General features: G+C 49.9%; 10 protein-coding genes. 1 reads left to right on the top strand and 9 read right to left on the bottom strand.

Going from position 1 to position 17,898, the window contains the following annotated elements; all coding sequences use genetic code 11:
• Positions 1-108: 108 nt before the first annotated feature.
• From E5358_RS00215 to pckA, 5 genes are all read right to left on the bottom strand, one after another.
• The gene (locus tag E5358_RS00215) at positions 109-2,733 is read right to left on the bottom strand and encodes a BamA/OMP85 family outer membrane protein (protein WP_135938364.1); all 2,625 of its coding nucleotides are present in this window, start codon (positions 2,731-2,733) and stop codon (positions 109-111) included.
• Between the two features lie 120 nt (positions 2,734-2,853).
• Entirely contained in the window at positions 2,854-3,585 is a 732-nt protein-coding gene (locus tag E5358_RS00210) for an isoprenyl transferase (protein WP_135938363.1), read from the bottom strand.
• 62 nt (positions 3,586-3,647) lie between these two features.
• Complete coding sequence (porG, locus tag E5358_RS00205; RefSeq protein WP_135938362.1) at positions 3,648-4,334, bottom strand: type IX secretion system protein PorG; 687 nt, start codon at positions 4,332-4,334, stop codon at positions 3,648-3,650.
• 57 nt (positions 4,335-4,391) lie between these two features.
• On the bottom strand, positions 4,392-5,837 hold the full coding sequence (locus E5358_RS00200) for a DUF6242 domain-containing protein (protein ID WP_135938361.1): 1,446 nt from the start codon (positions 5,835-5,837) through the stop codon (positions 4,392-4,394).
• 1,284 nt (positions 5,838-7,121) lie between these two features.
• On the bottom strand, positions 7,122-8,723 hold the full coding sequence (gene pckA, locus E5358_RS00195; protein WP_135938360.1) for a phosphoenolpyruvate carboxykinase (ATP): 1,602 nt from the start codon (positions 8,721-8,723) through the stop codon (positions 7,122-7,124).
• A gap of 227 nt (positions 8,724-8,950) precedes the next feature.
• Here pckA and upp point away from each other — a divergent pair, with 227 nt between their 5' ends.
• Positions 8,951-9,610, top strand: a complete 660-nt coding sequence (gene upp, locus E5358_RS00190) for a uracil phosphoribosyltransferase (RefSeq protein ID WP_135938359.1) — start codon at positions 8,951-8,953, stop codon at positions 9,608-9,610.
• A gap of 133 nt (positions 9,611-9,743) precedes the next feature.
• Here the strand turns inward: upp and E5358_RS00185 are convergent, their stop codons facing one another.
• The 4 genes from E5358_RS00185 to E5358_RS00175 all read right to left on the bottom strand — a co-directional run bounded on the left by E5358_RS00185 (position 9,744) and on the right by E5358_RS00175 (position 17,307).
• Positions 9,744-11,894 (bottom strand): RagB/SusD family nutrient uptake outer membrane protein, encoded by a 2,151-nt coding sequence (locus tag E5358_RS00185; RefSeq protein ID WP_135938358.1) that lies wholly within the window; start codon positions 11,892-11,894, stop codon positions 9,744-9,746.
• Between the two features lie 15 nt (positions 11,895-11,909).
• The gene (locus E5358_RS00180; RefSeq protein ID WP_277821104.1) at positions 11,910-14,885 is read right to left on the bottom strand and encodes a SusC/RagA family TonB-linked outer membrane protein; all 2,976 of its coding nucleotides are present in this window, start codon (positions 14,883-14,885) and stop codon (positions 11,910-11,912) included.
• Positions 14,886-14,898: 13 nt separating this feature from the next.
• Positions 14,899-15,174 (bottom strand): carboxypeptidase-like regulatory domain-containing protein, encoded by a 276-nt coding sequence (locus E5358_RS15200; RefSeq protein ID WP_277821103.1) that lies wholly within the window; start codon positions 15,172-15,174, stop codon positions 14,899-14,901.
• 732 nt (positions 15,175-15,906) lie between these two features.
• Positions 15,907-17,307, bottom strand: coding sequence for an MATE family efflux transporter (locus E5358_RS00175; RefSeq protein ID WP_135938357.1), 1,401 nt, complete (start codon positions 17,305-17,307; stop codon positions 15,907-15,909).
• Between the last annotated feature and the right edge of the window lie 591 nt (positions 17,308-17,898).

Here is a 17,898-nt window from a genome sequence, read left to right as displayed (position 1 = left end):
TACGTCATTTATCCTTCAGGGGAAAGGGGGAACCGCCTTTTTCGTGTAGGGGAACCACTATCCTGCCGAGGTGTTTCCTTCTTTCGGGGTGTTGACAGGGAGTGGCTTTTAGAACTCTTGTCCGAGGATGAAGTGGAATTGTGAGCCGCCCTTTGTGCCGTAGACTTTGTCGAAGCCATACGCCCAGTCGATGCCCATAAGACCTACCATCGGGAGGAAGATGCGGACACCTGCTCCTGCCGAGCGCTTCATGTCAAACGGATTGAGGTCTTTTGTGTCGCTCCAAGCGTTGCCGGCTTCTGCGAATGCCAGTCCGTAGATGGTGGTGTTGCCAAGGAGGAATGGGTAACGGAGCTCCACTGCGAAGCGGTCGTAAGCATATCCGGTTGCGCCGTTAGGAGTGAGTGAGCCGTTCTCGTAGCCTCGCAGTCCGATGGTCTCTTCCGCATAGGTCGTGGAATAGCCGGACATGCCGTCGCCACCCATATAGTATGTTTCGAAAGGCGATTTCTTGTACTTGTTGAAATGGCCGAGAATGCCGAACTCGACGCGTGTCATGAGGACGAGACATTTCTGTCCGCCGGTGAGCGCGGTGTAAGTCTTGGACTTGAACTTCCACTTGTGGTACTCAATCCATCTGTACTTCTCCTGCTGCTCCTTCTGGTAGGTGGCCGACTTGTAGTTGGTGGCAAGGTGCTCATAGTCCTTTCCGTCGAATGCAGACCATGGCGGAGTGATGGAGAGAGAGAGCTCAAACTCTGAACCTTTACGTGGGAACAGCTGGTTGTCGACGGAGTGACGTGTCAGTGCAACGCTAAGGTTGAGGTTGTTGCAGTTACCTGTTGTGATGAGGAAGTAGTTCCAGTTTCTCAGCATATAGCGTGTATATGCAAGGGAGAGAGACAGCTGGAAATAGTCGTCAGGCCAGTTGAGGCGCTTTCCCCATCCAAGGCTTGCGCCGAAGAGCTGGATGTATTTGTCCGGGTCGTAATAGTTCTCGTAGTTGTTATAATAACCACTGTTGCCGTATCCGTAGAGGTAGTTGTAGTAGTTATTGTAGTAACTGCTGTTGTAATAGGTTGAAGAAACGTCGGTCTGCTTGGAGAAGAACGCTCCCACATTGAGCGATACAGGACGCTTGCCGCCAAACCATCCTGTAGAATAGTTGATGTTGTAGGACTGGTAGTATGTACCGTTGGTCTGTGCGCCGAGGGACATCACCTCACCATCGCCGATAGGCATGATGCCGCGGTGCTCCTTGTTCTTGTTGAAAAGGTTAGCCATGGAGAAGTTGTTCAGCTTCAGTCCGACACGTCCGATGACACCTGTCTGTCCCCAACCGAGGGAGAGCTCCACCTGGTCGTTGGACTTTGAGACGAGGTCCCAGTTGATGTCCACGGTGCCGTCCTCATAGTTCGGCTTTACATCCGGGTTGATAGATTCCAGGTCAAAGTGACCCATTGTCGCCAGTTCTCGTGCGGTACGCTGCAGGGACTCCTTGGAGAAGAGGTCGCCCGGCTTGGTCCTGAGCTCGCGGCGGATGACCTTTTCATATACGCGGTCATTGCCGTTGATGCGCACACGGTTGATGTGAGCCTGCTGACCCTCGAAGATTCGCATCTCGAGGTCTATGGAGTCACCCTTGATGTCAACCTCTGTAGGCTGGAGATTGTAGAAGAGGTAACCGTTGTTCCAATACATGTTGCCGACGGCATCCTCATCCTCGCTGAGTCGCTTGTGGAGAAGTTTCTGGTTGTAGGTGTCTCCCCTGTTCATGCCGAGGACGCTTTGCAGCTGGTCGGTGTTGTAGACGGTGTTGCCAACCCACTTGATGTCGCGGATATAGTATTTCTGTCCTTCATCGATTTTGAGGTAGACATTGACGTGCTTGTCATCGAATTGTGAGACGCTGTCCACGGTGATGTCCGCGTCACGGTAGCCAAGCTCGTTGTACTTGTCGATGAGTGACTGCTTAGCCTCCTTGTAACGCTCCGGAGTATATTTCTTTGACTTGAAGAAAGAGTAAAACTTTCCTGCCTCGTTGATTTTCCCGAGTGCGCCTTTTGAGAACAGTCCGCCCTTGATTTTGCTGTCGGAGAGTTTCTCGTTTCCGTCAAGGATGATGCTGTGCACCTTCATTTTCGACTTCTTGTCGACATCGACGTCAAGGATGACCATGTTCTTCTGTGCCACATCGTCACGCTGGCGTATAGAGATTTCGGCGTTGTTGAAGCCCTTCTCGTCGAAGTATTTCTTGGCGAGAGTCTTTGCGCGGGCAATCATGTTAGGGGTGATCTGTGAGCCTTTCAGCAGTCCCAGTTTCTGTTCCATGTCCTCTTTCTCGGACTTTTTCAGTCCGATATAGTTGATGGTGGAGACGCGTGGGCGTGCTTTCAGGTAAATGTGCAGGTACACTTTGTCACCTACGAGCGAGTCAGCCGCTATGCTCACTTCCGAGAACAGTCCGTGGCGCCAGTAGCGTTTTACGGCATCGGTTATCTCATTGCCCGGGAGTGTTATCTGCTGTCCTTCTGCAAGACCGGAGATAGACAGGAGCATATAGTCTTCATATCCTTCTATGCCGCTTATGGCGAGTCCTCCGATGGTCACGCTGCGCGGATTTCCTGCATACGAGATTTCCGGGTTTACGATTTTATCCTGTGCGTGCATCATTGCCATGTTGCATAGGACTGTGGCGATTGCGAGTGCAAATAATCTCTTTGCGAAATTCATCTATATATCTTTTTTCTGTCTTTATATGTTCTCTTTGTTCCTGTCCCGTCTGCCCCAACGTTGTAGGTTGCGGATGCAGTGTTCGGGAAAGGTGGGGTGTTGTGAGGTGTTTGTCGTGGATTATGCTGTCTCTTCGTTCTCCACTTGCTCTTCGGTCTTTCCGAACCTGCGCTGTCTTTGTTGGTAGCTTTCTATAGCTTTGTGCAGGTTTTCTTCCGTGAAGTCCGGCCAGAAAGTGTCGCAGAAATACAGTTCCGAGTAAGCTATCTGCCACAGCAGGTAGTTGCTGATGCGCAGTTCCCCTCCGGTTCGGATAAGCAAGTCCGGGTCAGGCATGAAGGATGTCTGCAATCTCTCTGTCAGAGTGTCCTCCGTTATGCTGCCGATGTCCAGTTTTCCGTCCTTTGCTTCCTTTGCTATTCTCTTCATCGTGTCGGTGATTTCCCAGCGTGAGGAGTAGCTCAGTGCCACCACCATGGTCATGGCTGTGTATTCTGCTGTACGCTCCTCAAGTCCTTTCAGCTTCTCCTGCACGTCAGCAGGAAGCCGGTCCATGTCGCCGATGACACGGAACCGCACATTGTTCTCTTTGAACAAAGGCTCTTCGAGTGCCGAGATGACGAGAGCCATGAGTGCCGCCACCTCGTCAGCGGGGCGGTTCCAGTTCTCTGTCGAGAAAGTGTAGAGGGTCAGGTATTTCACGCCGAGTCGCGTGCATTCCGCTGTTATGCGGCGCACGGTGTCCACTCCCGCCTGATGTCCGAAGGTGCGTGGCTTGCCTTGTGCCATGGCCCAGCGTCCGTTGCCGTCCATGATTATCGCAATATGTTGTGGGATGTTGTTCCTGTCCATAGGCTCAGGGTATGTTGTTTAAGATAAATTCTGATGTTTGGTTATGTTTCTTGACCGTCTTGTCAGTCGTATTTGTTGCATGTCTTGCACTTTGCCGAGAAGCTGTAAGTCAGCGTCGCGCGCAGTGAAGAGTAGCAGTCGGTGTTCTTGAATATGCCAGAACTCTTTATGCCATAAGGGTCTTTCATTCCGTCAAGCTCATCGCTTGTGGAGACATGTATGCCCCATTCCAGACCGAGGTTCATGCGCTGCCCGATTTTGTATTTCACTCCAAGTCCGATAGGGACGTTTGCCGCCACACTGCTGTTGGCTTCGTTGCCTGAGGCGAATGTCATTCCGAGTCCCAGGAAGATATAAGGTGTCAGCCGTTGTGCTCCCCGATAGTCTCTTCCCGTTCCATAGGGCCAGAAGTTATATTCAAAGACAACGTTGAAATCCGTGACGTTGCGCTTGAACGTGTATGGCTCTTCCGCATAGTCAGGATAATAGGTTGTGACATCAGCACTGCTGCCTTTCAGTTGCGTGTGTCCCAAGTCAAAGCGCAGTCCGCAATAAGGGCTGAACAGACGCCTGTACACGATGCTTACGGAGGGTTGCATCCCCTTTGTCAGGGAGCCGTTGAAGTCGCCGAGATAGTTTGACATTCCCACACCAACGCCTATTTCCCTGCGATATTCCGGGTCATCCTGCGCCATGGCAGTCGTCAGCGATGCCATTGTGAGGATGAGTGTGAGAATGCTTGTCTTCATACCTTATAATATAACGTAGGTGTGTATATGCGGAAAATGCGGTTAGTACGGAGAGGGTTATTGCCAGCTGAACGTGGTGATATGTCCTTTCCAGATGTGTCCGGTGCCTCCGCAGATTATCCAGAAATGGCTGCCGTCATTGATTAGTGCCGCAGAGTTGGAGTATGTGGAGAAGCCTGTCGGCAGGTACATCTTTGTGTTGCCACAGTTCTCCCACCAGTTCTTGCCGTTGTCAGGCGAGAAGTATATGTTCTCGTAAGGCTTGTTGTTCTTGGCACCCTCGCTTCCTTCCTCCAAGTTAAGTCTCTTGCCTCCGATTAGCAGCGCGCCTGTCCCATAGGTTGTCATGCTTGCGTTTTCAAGCGCAGGAGTCAGGTGCTTGCTTGTGTTGTCAGGAGTTTGGTATGCCCATTTCTGGCTTCTTTCCGGGTTGCCGTTGTCGACAATCTTCACCCATGATGTCATGATAGAGTCAGTCTCGTTGTTGCCGAAGAGCGTAACTCTTTCCATTTCGGGGTTTGTGGCAATCTTTGTTGTGTAGCCCTGTATGTCCTTTGTCGGGTAGATGTTGTCAGGGTCGGCAATTTTGCCCTTGCTCTTGTCGTCAGGGTCAAGCTTCAGAGTCTCTTTCCTGACTGTCTTGTCATTGAGGTTGAAGGTGATTATCTCAGCTTTGTTGCCCATGGCATAGAGTTCGGAAGATGACGCTGTGATGAGCTGTCGCATGTCTGCGTCTGTAGTTTCTGTGGTCCAGTTCTCGCCGTCCTCGGAGGAAAGCACCGTGCCGTTGCTCATGAGAGCGAAGCCTTTCGTGCTGTTTGCTGCCATGGAGACAGGGCTTTCAGAGCCAATCAGCAGTTCCTGCCATGCCAGTCCGTTGTTGTTGTCGGTAGCGTAAGCCTTCGGGGAGCCGTTGTCGGTGCCATAAACGATGATTTTCTTGCCTATGCGTGTGCCACGGATGTTCGCCAGTTTGGATATGTTTTCATCATATCCCTTGTCTTCCCAGTAGAGAGAGTCGGCACCTTCGGTATGGACAAGGACGGTGACAGTGTAGTCCTTGTACCATGAGCCGTCGTTGGCAACGACTCTGAGGATGCGTGGCTTTGACAGGTCGACTGTGTCTGTGGATGCGAACTCCGTATAATTGTCATTGTCAAGGTTCTTCCAGCCCAGATAGCCGCCATTCTTTGCGGAGATTGACGCGAGGCTCTTTGCGATGTGTGTGTTGGAGAGCAGGGAATCAGTGTTGTAGATTCTGTTCTGCGCGTTGTCCACGTGGAAAGGGTAGTTGCTGTATGACAACGACTCGACATAGGAAGAGTCCTGTGTCGGGTCGGTTTTCTTTTTTGTGTAGACAGTGTGGCTGATGTTGCCGAGAGAGAATGCTGTCACGGCGACGTCGTTGTAGTAGTTTACCTCAATGTCGTCATTGTCCATGCATGATGACAGCAGTGTCACCGCTGCAAGTATGATTGCCGCTATGGAATGTTTGTTGCTCATATTCTGTTTGTGTGGATATGTTGTGGGGTGTCCGTAGGACTTTGTTTTTGTGAATTGTCATTTGTCGGAATGGGAGGAACTGCCCGGAAATTTTCCGGGAATCCACCTAATTCTTTGCAAAATTAATTTAAATATTCGGAAAACCGCACTTTTCACATCTTTTATTATCGAAATTATATATTATTACCACCTTTTTTAAGGTCTTTTGACTAATCGCGGCATTATTGTAACTGTTCGGCTGACAAGAAATTGGGTGACGGCGCGCCGTGGGACGGTTCTTGCTTTCCTTTGGCTTCCTTGGGCGGCGGGTGCGGTGAAAAATAAATAACGTCCGGCATAATCACTTATACCGGACGCTATCAAGACTTGATAAAATCATTGTCTTACTAATAACATAATCTTTTACCTTAAAAAATCTATCAAACTAACTAACCTAAATGAATGCATTTATCCCAAATGCGATGCAAAGGTATAAACTTTTTTTGTTTTGTGTGCGTTGCAGATGATGTTTTTTTTCGTTTGTCATGTATAAACTGACAAAAGTCAAGCAATGCCACTGTGCACGTACACAATAAGGGGTTTGGGTGTATTTTGTACAAGAAAAATGTGTGGTTGTGCTATGTCAAGGATGGCATGGGGAGGTTTGTTTGTCCCAATCAAAAATCAATGATAATGTCAGTTTGGGAAAGGATGTGCCAAGCAACATTTCCTGTTGCTTTGCCAGTCGTGAGTCAGAAGGTTATGCCTGACAAAATGAAAGGTTACCTTTTGCACTGCAAATGGTTACCCTTGGCTTGGTAAAAGGTAACCATTTGCGTGGTAAAGCGTTACCTTTTACCAAACCAAGGGTGTTTTAACGTTTGTTGGGTTTTGGGTTTGCTGAAATTGCAGTATGACCGTCAATTTGCAAATGCTTTCCCTTGTTTTGCTTGCATAATGACAATATGTTGCTGTTTGTCGCTTTGATAGCGTTTTTCTTCATTCTATCGGATGGTTGCAAATTCGTCGAACTCACGTGTTATTAGGGTGCAGGCAGCCTCCCAATCATTGTTGAAAAAGCCATATTTTATCATTGCATGGGGCTTGCAACCTGAATCGTTTTCTGCAGAGCCCTTTCTTTTTGTATCGTCAAGCAGGTAGGCGTCAGAAGGAAAAAAAAGAACGGTCCGGCTTCCATTATGGAAACCGGACCGTGGATGTATTTCAAGTGAGGCATGGCCTCAACTTTCTTTTGCAGTCGGCATGGACAGCCGTCAAGCTGCTGCCGTTAGCAAAGTGTGGTGCTTAGAGCTGTGGACCTGCAGCAACAAGAGCCTTGCCGGCCTCGTTTGTTGTGTACTTCGCGAAGTTCTTGATGAAGCGTCCTGCGAGATCCTTTGCCTTCTCTTCCCACTCAGCTGCGTCAGCGTATGTGTCGCGTGGGTCAAGGATAGCAGGGTTGACGTTAGGAAGAGCTGTCGGAACCTCGAAATCGAACATAGGGATCTTCTTGGTCTCAGCCTCGAGGATAGAGCCGTCGAGGATAGCGTCGATGATACCGCGTGTGTCAGGAATAGAGATACGCTTGCCTGTACCGTTCCAGCCTGTGTTCACGAGGTAAGCCTTGGCACCTGACTGCTGCATCTTCTTCACGAGTTCCTCAGCGTACTTTGTTGGGTGGAGCTCAAGGAATGCCTGGCCGAAGCAAGCAGAGAATGTAGGAGTTGGCTCTGTGATGCCACGCTCTGTACCTGCGAGCTTGGCTGTGAAGCCTGAGAGGAAGTAGTACTGAGTCTGCTCAGGTGTGAGGATAGATACCGGAGGGAGCACACCGAATGCGTCTGCAGAAAGGAAGATGACGTTCTTAGCTGCAGGTGCAGATGAACCCGGCTGGATGTTGTTGATGTGGTCGATTGGGTAAGAGACACGTGTGTTCTCTGTCACAGACTTGTCGTCGAAGTCGATTGTACCGTCCTCAGCAACAGTAACGTTCTCGAGGAGAGCGTTGCGCTTGATAGCACCGTAGATGTCCGGCTCGTTCTCCTTTGAGAGGTTGATGACCTTTGCGTAGCAGCCACCCTCGAAGTTGAAGACGCCGTTGTCGTCCCATCCGTGCTCGTCATCACCGATAAGGCGACGCTTAGGGTCGGTAGAAAGAGTTGTCTTGCCTGTGCCTGAGAGACCGAAGAAGATAGCTGTGTTCTCACCGTTCATGTCGCAGTTGGCAGAGCAGTGCATAGAAGCGATGCCCTTGAGTGGGAGGAAGTAGTTCATCATTGAGAACATGCCCTTCTTCATCTCACCACCGTACCATGTGTTGATGATAACCTGCTCCTTGCTTGTTGTGTTGAATGCCACGCAAGTCTCAGAGTTGAGTCCGAGTTCCTTGTAGTTCTCGACCTTAGCCTTTGATGCGTTGTAGACAACGAAATCAGGTGTGAACTCAGCAAGCTCCTCAGCTGTAGGCTTGATGAACATGTTTGTTACGAAGTGTGCCTGCCATGCCACCTCAACGATGAAGCGCACTGCCATGCGTGTGTCCTTGTTGGCACCGCAGAATGCGTCAACTACATAGAGGTTCTTGTTGCAGAGCTCCTTCTTGGCGATTTCCTTGACCTGAGCCCATACTTCCTCAGACATTGGGTGGTTGTCGTTCTTGTACTCCTCTGTTGTCCACCATACTGTGTCCTTGGAATTCTCGTCCATGACGATGTACTTGTCCTTAGGTGAACGGCCGGTGTAGATGCCTGTCATGACGTTCACTGCGCCAAGCTCTGTGTCCTTACCTACCTCGAAGCCTTCGAGACCTGCCTTTGTCTCTTCCTCGAACAGCTGCTCGTAGGAAGGGTTGTGGGCAATCACTGTTGAGCCGGTGATGCCGTACTGAGTCAAATCCAAATTTGCCATTTTCGTTTAATAATTTATTGGTTTGTAAAACTTTAACTTGTTTTTCCTGTTCACACGTACAGGCTACCATGCACTCCGTTGAAGGGCGTGGCAGAACGCGTTTATTTGAATGCAAAATTACGAAAAACTTGGAAATTATACAATACTTGGACTTTATTTTAAAATTATTTTACTAACTTTGCATTCAAACCTTTTGATTAGCTAACATAAGTCAACAATAATAGATAATGAAAGTAGTGGATTTCAGCAAGCAGAGGACTGTCATCAACAAATATGTCAGTGAACTGCGTGATGTGAACGTTCAGAAGGACCGTCTGCGCTTCCGTCAGAATGTGGTGCGTATAGGTCATGCCATGGCTTACGAAGTAAGCAAGTCGTTGGAGTATAAGGACATCACGGTGCAGACTCCTTTGGCGGAGGCTGTGGCGAGTGTCCTTGCCGAGGAGATTGTCATCGGAACGGTGTTCCGTGCCGGTCTTCCTTTGCACCAAGGCTTCCTTGATGTCTTCGACGAGGCAGGCAACGCTTTTGTCTCCGCTTACCGTTACTACAAGGACAAGGAGGGAACGGACGTGGGCATAAAGATAGAGTACATCGCCACTCCCGATCTTGAGGGCAAGACACTGATACTGGTTGACCCGATGCTTGCCACGGGCGGCTCGATGGAGCTTGCCTACGAGGCTTTCTGCACAAAGGGGACTCCGAAGAAGCTCATCATGGCGTGCGTGATTGCTGCCAAGGGTGGTGTGGATTATCTTAAGAAGTTCTTCCCGTCAAACGACATCACTCTCTACTGCGGTGCCATCGATCCGGAACTGAACAGTCATAAGTACATCGTGCCGGGCTTGGGGGATGCCGGCGACTTGATGTATGGTGACAAGCTGTAAGGTGCTTTTACAGAAGCATTGTTGCAATAATTGCTTGATGAAAAAAAATGTCTGAATGCGAGGTTTGAGCCTGCATTCAGACATTTTGTTTTTATAGATAGTCAAAACTGATTGACACCGTCAGCCGGACTGGTTAATCCTGCTTGAATCCGTACATGTTGGCAAATCCTCCGGAAAGCAGCGTGTTCGGGGTGAACGGCCATAGGTAGATAGGAGCGGATTCGTAGTCATAATCGTAGAAATAGTACTTGACATACTCGTCTTCATTGTCCACAATGCCCTTGCCCCAGTCAACTTTCTTGTAGCCGTCTGCCTCAAGTGCAGCAATCTCTGCATCGGTAAGTTGGTCGAACAAGCCCTTGATGGCAAGGTTTGTCTTGCCTTCTGCCGGAGCAGCGCATCCCATTGACTCCCAGTTGTCGTGCTGACCGCGCCAGCCCGGATAGAGCACAGGGTCGCTCTCCTTGCCTGCAGGACACTGTGTTGTAAGGCGATAGCCGTTTGTGCCCTTGGCGTCAACGAGCTTTGTCCATACGTAGTTGGAGATGACATTGCCATTCTCGAACCGGTAGTAGCCGTTGGTCTTCAGACCGTTGACCATGGCTGTCATAAGGTTCTTCATATCGCGTATTCTGTCGGCGATGACACCATTGCGAATCAATGTCCAGCGGCGGTCGCCCTCGCCGGCAAACTCAAATCCGCGTTCCTCGATGATTGCGTCAAGTAGACTGCCGCACTTTGCGATGAATCCGTCAACATCAGCCTCTGCTTCAGAGTTGAACGCACGGTTGCGGATGAGTGAGAGATAGCGCTTTGCCTCACCATTCTCACCAAGTACAGCACATACTTCGGCATAAGAAAGATAAATCTCGGACATACGCATGTATGGCCCGTTGATGCCGGACTTGCGCTGCTCTTTCCAGTTTGGAGTGGTCTGGCGGTTCTCGTCGAACTTGTTCATTGTGATGCCGCCACCCTTTGAGGTTGATGCAGGTGTGAATGGGATGAGCACCTCGTGGCTTGCTCCGTCAGAACCGGTAACGCAAGCAGACACGTCGCGACGCTTGTCCTTAGGGTCAAACTTACCATAATAGTATGCAGGGACGATACGTGCCTGACCGTAGCTCTTTGCCGGATATGCCGTCTTTGCACCACTTGACACACGGCCTGAGGAGTATGGACGCTCGTTGGACTCTGTGCCGAACTGCATAGGATACTCATAGATAGACTCGTCAGCATAGGCTGCATCGTCGTTCATCATCTGCTGGAAGAAGTACTGGTAAGGGTTGTTGTACTCACGTCCCTGTGCATCGGCGCCACGCGGGTCGGTTGTGTAGAACTTCACGTTACCCGGATTCTGCAGCAACTGTGCATAAGCCTCCTTGGCAATCCTGTAAAGGTCCTGCCAGTCTGAACGGCGGCCATAGAATGCGCCATTGTTCTCTCTGCCTTTCTTCTCGAATGTGAGTGGTTCTCCCTTGCCATTCACATACTTCATGGAGTTAGGGCGTGTCTGATAGCCTGCCGCATCAAGACACATACGGCCGATAAGTCCCTGAACGTATGTACGTGAGAAATGGTCTTTCTCTGTTGCCGGCACTCCCGGGAGCTTGCCGCTGACATACATCAGAGGCTCAACCTTCCGTAATTGTGCGATAAGAATGTCGTAGACAGAGTCGCGAGACACGATGCCGCCTGCTGCCTCGCCGAACTTTCCGTTATAAGGAACGTCACCGAAATACTTTATCAGCTCGCGGTAAGCTGTCGCACGCAACGCTATTGCCTCACCGTAAATCTGCGCTATAGAGTTTGGTTCTGTCGCATTATCCACCTTCTCGGCGAAGTTGGAAGCGTTCTCCATGGCAGTGATTATGGCGTTTGCCTTGCCGATAACGTCAAACATTGCGCCATAAAGTCCGCCGGTGTTCTCCTTCTGGTATGTCAGCAATCCATACTGTCCTGCGTATGTGCCGTTCTGATAGAATGTCTCCGGATAATGGCGTCCTGGCTGTGCGCTGAACTTCTCAGGGTGGCGCTCGATGTCAGAGCCCACGATGTCCGTCGCATAGAACAGTCCTGCACCGAACACAAGGCTGTTGGCATATCCGCGCCATTTGAAATATGCTCCGTCAAGAGCTGCTGCGGCTGTTGTGGAATTGGAAAAGACGAATTCGGAATCCACAACGGACGGCGAACTTGTGTCCAAGAAATCGCTGCAAGAGACTAACGGTGCGACCATAGCCACAGCCACCAATCCTTTTGCCAATATATTTGTTGTTTTCATATTGTTCTGTGTTTTTTAGAATGTTACGTTAAGACCGAATGTGAATGAGCGTGCCTTCGGATAAGACAGATAGTCATAGTTCGGCACAGGGAAACCATTGTTTCCGCCCGGTTTTGTGTTGATGTCCGGGTCAAGACCTGAGTATCCGGTGATGCAGAACAGGTTCGCTCCGGTGAAATAAACACGGGCATTGTGCAGACCGACGTGCTTCAGCCATGTCTTAGGGAATGTGTAACCTATTGTCAATGTGTTCAGACGCAGATAAGAAGCGTCCTCCACAAACATTGAGTTCACTATGCCATATTCATTGTAGTATGAAGGATAAGCAGTGTTGCTGTTCAGGGCAGCAAGGCTTTCCGGTGTGTCGCAAAGCACAAGTTCGCCGTTCTGCACATCGTAGTACTTCCATGCCTCGGCAACGAATGCAAGGCGCGTAGTTCCCAGCTTAGTGTCCTTGTCACCGTACATTGAGTGCATGGCGTTGCCGTTGTAGACCTTTCCGCCAATCTGGTATGTGAATCCGAGGGCGAAGTCTATCTGCTTGTAGCGTGCATTGATGTTGAAACCGCCGGTATGCTTTGCCATAGCCTCGCCGATGCAAGTCACATCGTCAGAGTTTACGACATTATCCTCATCAGGGTTCTGGTTGACAAACTTCGGCATACCCGGAATAGCTGTCTGTCCCTCAGCAGGTTTCAGTCCCGGATTGGCATAGCCTGTGTTGATTCCGAAGTCAGGAACGCCGGGTTTCAGTGTCCACACCTTTGTCGCAGGGTCGTAGTTGAAATCATCGACAGTGTACCAGCCTGCTGACTGATAGCCGTAGATAGCTCCGACAGGTTGTCCCTCGCGGATAAGATAGTCGTAGTAAGGCTGCTTCATGGTTGAGCCCCAATCGGTGTTGGTGTCAGCCAAAGCATTCTTGTTGACCTTCTCAATGTTGTTCTTGTTGTAGTTGTAAGTGGCGTTAACCCTTACAGACCAGTCCTTTGTGCGTAGGATGTCAGCACCGATAGCGAGTTCAAAACCCTTGTTGGAGGTCTCGCCAACGTTCTGATACTGATAAAAATAGCCGGTAGAAGCGTCACAAGGGACTTTCATGAGGATGTTCTTTGTGCTGTTCCAATATACATCCAAAGAACCATAAATCTTGTTGCCAAGGAATCCGAAGTCAAGACCTACGTTGCGTGAGATTGTCGTCTCCCACTTCAAATCAGGGTTAGCCATCATCTCGCCCGGATAGAACACAGGGATTGTCACGCCAAGTTTGATTTCGGTAGACTGCTTCCATGTCTCTTTCCACAGTGAGGAGTTGATGCCGTCATTGCCTGATTCTCCGTAAGAAAGGCGCAGTTTCAAGTTGTGCAGCCATTTGCTTGCGCCTTCCATGAAAGGCTCGTCGGAGATGCGCCATGCGGCGGCAGCTGCCGGGAAGTAGCCCCAGCGGTGGTTAGGAGCGAACTTTGAAGAACCGTCGGCACGGAATGTCGCGGTCAGCAAGTAGCGTCCAAGGAGAGAGTAGTTGACACGGCCGAACCAAGAAAGTGTGTGGTCAGGAGTGCCGATTTCGTATTTGTGGGAATCAGGGTACTTTGTCGTGGTCTGGTTAATCATGCCGAAAGCGTCGTCCATGCCAAACTCGACAGGGTAGTCCTGACCTGTGATGGACATGGTGTTAGACTTGCTTGCCAACACTTCGTTGCCAAGCAACATGGAAAGATTGTGCTTCTCGCTCTTGAGAATCTCCGAGAAGTCATAGTTCAAGGTCGATGTCCAACGCACGTTGTAGCCGTCGCCCTTCTCAAGAACCGCCTTGCTGTATGCCTCGAAGTTTTTGTCAGGGCCGCTCCAAGTCTTTGACTCTTTCCAGTTACGGCTGAGGGTCAGCTCGGAATTGGCTGTCAGTCCCTTGATTACCTGCCAGTTCAGACCGAAGCGTGCACGGAGACGCTGGCGTGAAGTCACGGCGTCATAGTTGTTGATTTGGCTTACAGGGTCAGTGCCTGGAACGACATTCTGCTGTCCGAGACCGAATCCTGAAGAGTCAGGGTAGCCGTCCTCCATCTTCTCGCCCAACGGATTGTCGATAGGGTGGTAGCGGTAAGCGGATGTGGATACATCGAATTTCGTGCCTTCAAACTTCATTTCTGTGTAACGAAGGTCGATGTTAGCCTTCAGAGTCTTTGTAATCTGCTGGTCAAGTTTGAAGTTTGCCGCCCAACGCGACATGCCGGTGTTGATACGGATGCCTTCGCTGTCCATGTAGTTCACGGATGTGTAGTACTTTGTTTTTGCCGTACCGCCGGACAAAGAAAGGTCATGGTTCCATGATGTGCTTGTCTGCATCACGTCCTCCATGTAGTTGTGCGCGCTTTGGTTCATGTACTCGTCAAGATGGTTTCCATACTGTGCGCCAAGTCCATAGTACTTGGCAACACCGTCACCATATTTCGAGTTGTAGGCTGTCGCGTATGCCCATGTGTTGTAAACAAAATCGTATGCGTCAAGCGTCTCCAGCACTTCCGGGATTTTCTTCATCTGATAGTACATGTTGTACTTTACGGTCGGTGTGCCTTCATGGCCGCTTTTTGTGGTTATAAGGATGACACCGTTTGCACCGCGTGCACCATAGATGGCTGTTGAAGCGGCATCCTTCAGCACGTCTATGCTCTCAATGTTGTCGGCTGCGATGTCCTCGATCGTGCTTACCTGCACACCATCGACGATGTACAGCGGTTCGTTGCTCTGCGTGATAGAGCCGCCGCCGCGAACGCGTATGGAGACTGTTCCGCCCGGACGACCGTCCTGGGATGTCACACTGACGCCCGGCAACTGTCCTGCCAATGCTTCAGCCACATTGGACACAGGGTTTGCAGCGAGCTTTTCGCCTGACACTGATGCCACGGCACCGGTGAGGTCGCGGCGTTTCACTGTGCCATAGCCGATGACAACGACCTCGTCAAGCGATTTGTTGTCCTCCGAGAGGGTCACATTAAATGTCGTTTTACCCCCCCCCAATTTTTATTTCCTGGCTTGCAAAACCAATGGATGAGAAAGTCAAGGATTGCCCTTGCTTAACGTTTGGAATGGAGTAGTTGCCGTCGATGTCAGTGATGACGCCGGTGCCTGTGCCTTTTACTATCACCGACACGCCGACAATTGGCTCTCCATTAGCATCCTTCACCGTACCCTTCACGGTACTCTGCGCATAGGACGCCATTGCAATGGCGCTGACAGCAGTCAGCATCAATGCCCTTTTGAGTCTGATCGTTAAGTTCATAAAGTTAGTTGTTGTTAAGTTAAGTATTATGGTGTTCATGCCGAATAACCGCGACAAAATTAATAAAAATTTATTAATAAAATTGATTTGTGATAGTTAAAAATTACTTAATGCTTGATATTTTTGGTAATTTGTGTGTAAAAACATTTAATATTGTATTGTAGCTTTATGCTGGTGTCCGGTAAAAAGCCATATGGCATGTTGTTATATGGTATTCTTGCAAATATGTCTCTAAAGGTATGGTGTGGCAATAGTCAATAGCTTTTTTGGGGAAGTTTGCTTGATTCATTTCTGTCTCGGAAGGTGTGGCGGAGCCACACTTTCTGAGATATTGTATAATAAGAGGAAACGGTTCAATTTGATGGTTCATTGTGGCGGAGTCACACTTCCTTAGGCAATTATTATAAACCGACGTGCCATTGAAAATCTGTCAAGAATGGTTCCGCGACACTTTAAAAGGTTTAGTGGAAAGGATGCAGCACAATAAGAAACAATACCTTTCGCTGTCGGATAAACACAGATGATTTCATGCTTTTCCCAACGTCCGGTGACACTCGGAAAAGCAAGGCATAAGGGTGGGCAAAAAGAAAGGTAACACTTTACCATGCAAAGTGTTACCTTTCGTGTGGTACAGCGTTACCTTTTACCATGCAAAGTGTTATCTTTTGTTTTGTCGCTGTTATATTGTTGAAATACAGCGTGTTATAAAATGCAAGAAAACAATCCTTTGCCTTATGCCGTAAATGCCTTTCCCTGCCACCGCTTGCTGTGCCAGCGGCGCATGAGAGTGATGCCGCGGAGGTTCTCATCGAGGGCGAAAGCCACCCAGAAACCGAGGAGACCGAAGCCCATAGGCATGCCTATCACCCATGCAAGTCCCACGGCGACAGTCCATTGGAAGATTACTCCCACGATGACGGGATAGACCACATCGCCCGCAGCGCGGAGCGTTCCGCAGGCAAAGATGTTCTTCACACGACCTATACTGAGGAACCAGTCTATTATAAATATGTAGGTGCCGGTCTCGATTATCCATGGGTTGTCGGTCAGTGCCTCAAGGATGAACCTGCCGCCTATGGCGAGCAGTGCCGCCACGATGAGCGTCAGGCGCATGGCAAAGCGTTCGATGTAGTTGCCGAGGATATACGCCGCACGGTAGCGCAGCTGCCCCACGTACTGTCCGACGAGGATGTCGCCACCCTGCACGATGCTCTGGCTGAGGAGTATGATGAACGTGATGACGGTCGAGCAGTAGATTTTTGTCGTAAGAGCCTCCGTGCTCAGTTTGTTTATGAAATAGGTGATGACTATCTGCGAGAGAGCGTAGGAGAGTTCCTCGCTCATGGCAGGTATGCCCACCTTGAAGAGGTTCTTCATCTCGTCCCAAGGGAACGGTCGGAAATTGTTCTTCACGACTGTTGTCTGCCGGCGTATGCTGTACATTGGGTGCAGGGCGATGCGCAGTGGGTTGGTGAATATTTTCCGCTTTCCGGGCCATAGGGCAGGCAGTGTGCAGAGTAGTATGAGTGTCGCCACGATGCGGCTGACAGCCGTTGCCCATGCCGCTCCCTCCACTCCCATGGCAGGGCATCCCCAGTTACCGAAGATGAGGGCGTAGTTGCCGCCTATGTTGAGGAGATTCACGGCAACAGTGGCGAGCATCGGATAGAGCGGGCGTCCCGTGGAGCGCAGTGCCCCGCTGATGGTCAGTGAGATGGCTTGGAAGAAGGAGAGTGAGCCGGTTATCTTAAGGTAGAGCACACCGTCAGCCATAAGGTTCTCACGGAGTCCGAAGGCGATGAGTATGGGCTCTGCCCACAGCCACAGCACGGTACTGGTGAGAAGGGCGAGGAGAGTGTTCACGCTGAGGGCTATTCCCACAATCTGCACGAACCTTGTCTTCATCCCTGCGCCGAAATACTGTGCGCAGAGGATTGCCGCTCCCATTGCCACGAAGTTGTAGACGAGGAAGACGAGTGACACAAGTTGGTTGTCAAGTCCCACCGCCGCCACGGCGTCATCGCTGTACTGTGAGAGCATTACGGTGTCCACCGCGCCGAGCAGCAGCACCAGTGCGATGTCAATGAATATGGGCATTGTGAGCCGGCGTAGTTCTTTCTTTACGGAAATCATGATGTATGTGTTATTCTGAAATTAATTATTGGTCCGGTAAAAAACAATGACAATCAGTAAAGTTCTTATATATCGCCATCTTATCAGGTTTTTCTTCAAAATGGGCTTGCCTTGGGAACCGCTAACGCGGTTCCCGTACACAGTCGCATCTTATCCGGTGCAAAGGTGAATCTACTATGTTTTCACCGCTGATGCGGTTCTCTGCACAGAAACATCCGGACATTGCGTACACAATCAGAGATGTGTTTGCGTTTTACCGGACACCAATAGAAATAGATCTTTTTTTCCTTGTAATGATAGTTTGTTATTGTCTTGGTGTACGACATGAACTGTTACGGTTTGTATGGCATACCCCCATTGATACCCCTATAGAATTTGGAATCGCTTGTGAAATGTTGTACCTTTGCAACGCCTTTCAATGAGGCAAGTGTTCTTTGACATGTTTACCATACCGTTTTTTGCCGGCAGCCATTCAGCGAATAATGTTCTCCTGTTGGCGCACCGCCGGGCGGTGCTTGCTCGCTTGGGTTTTCGCTCAATTGCTTGTTTTTTTTCGCAGAGTAGTTGCTTTTGCCGGACACCTATTATATA

Origin of the sequence: Palleniella muris (assembly GCF_004792655.1) — a bacterium.
Taxonomy (GTDB): domain Bacteria; phylum Bacteroidota; class Bacteroidia; order Bacteroidales; family Bacteroidaceae; genus Prevotella; species Prevotella muris_A.
This window is presented reverse-complemented; position numbering and strand designations above follow the sequence as displayed.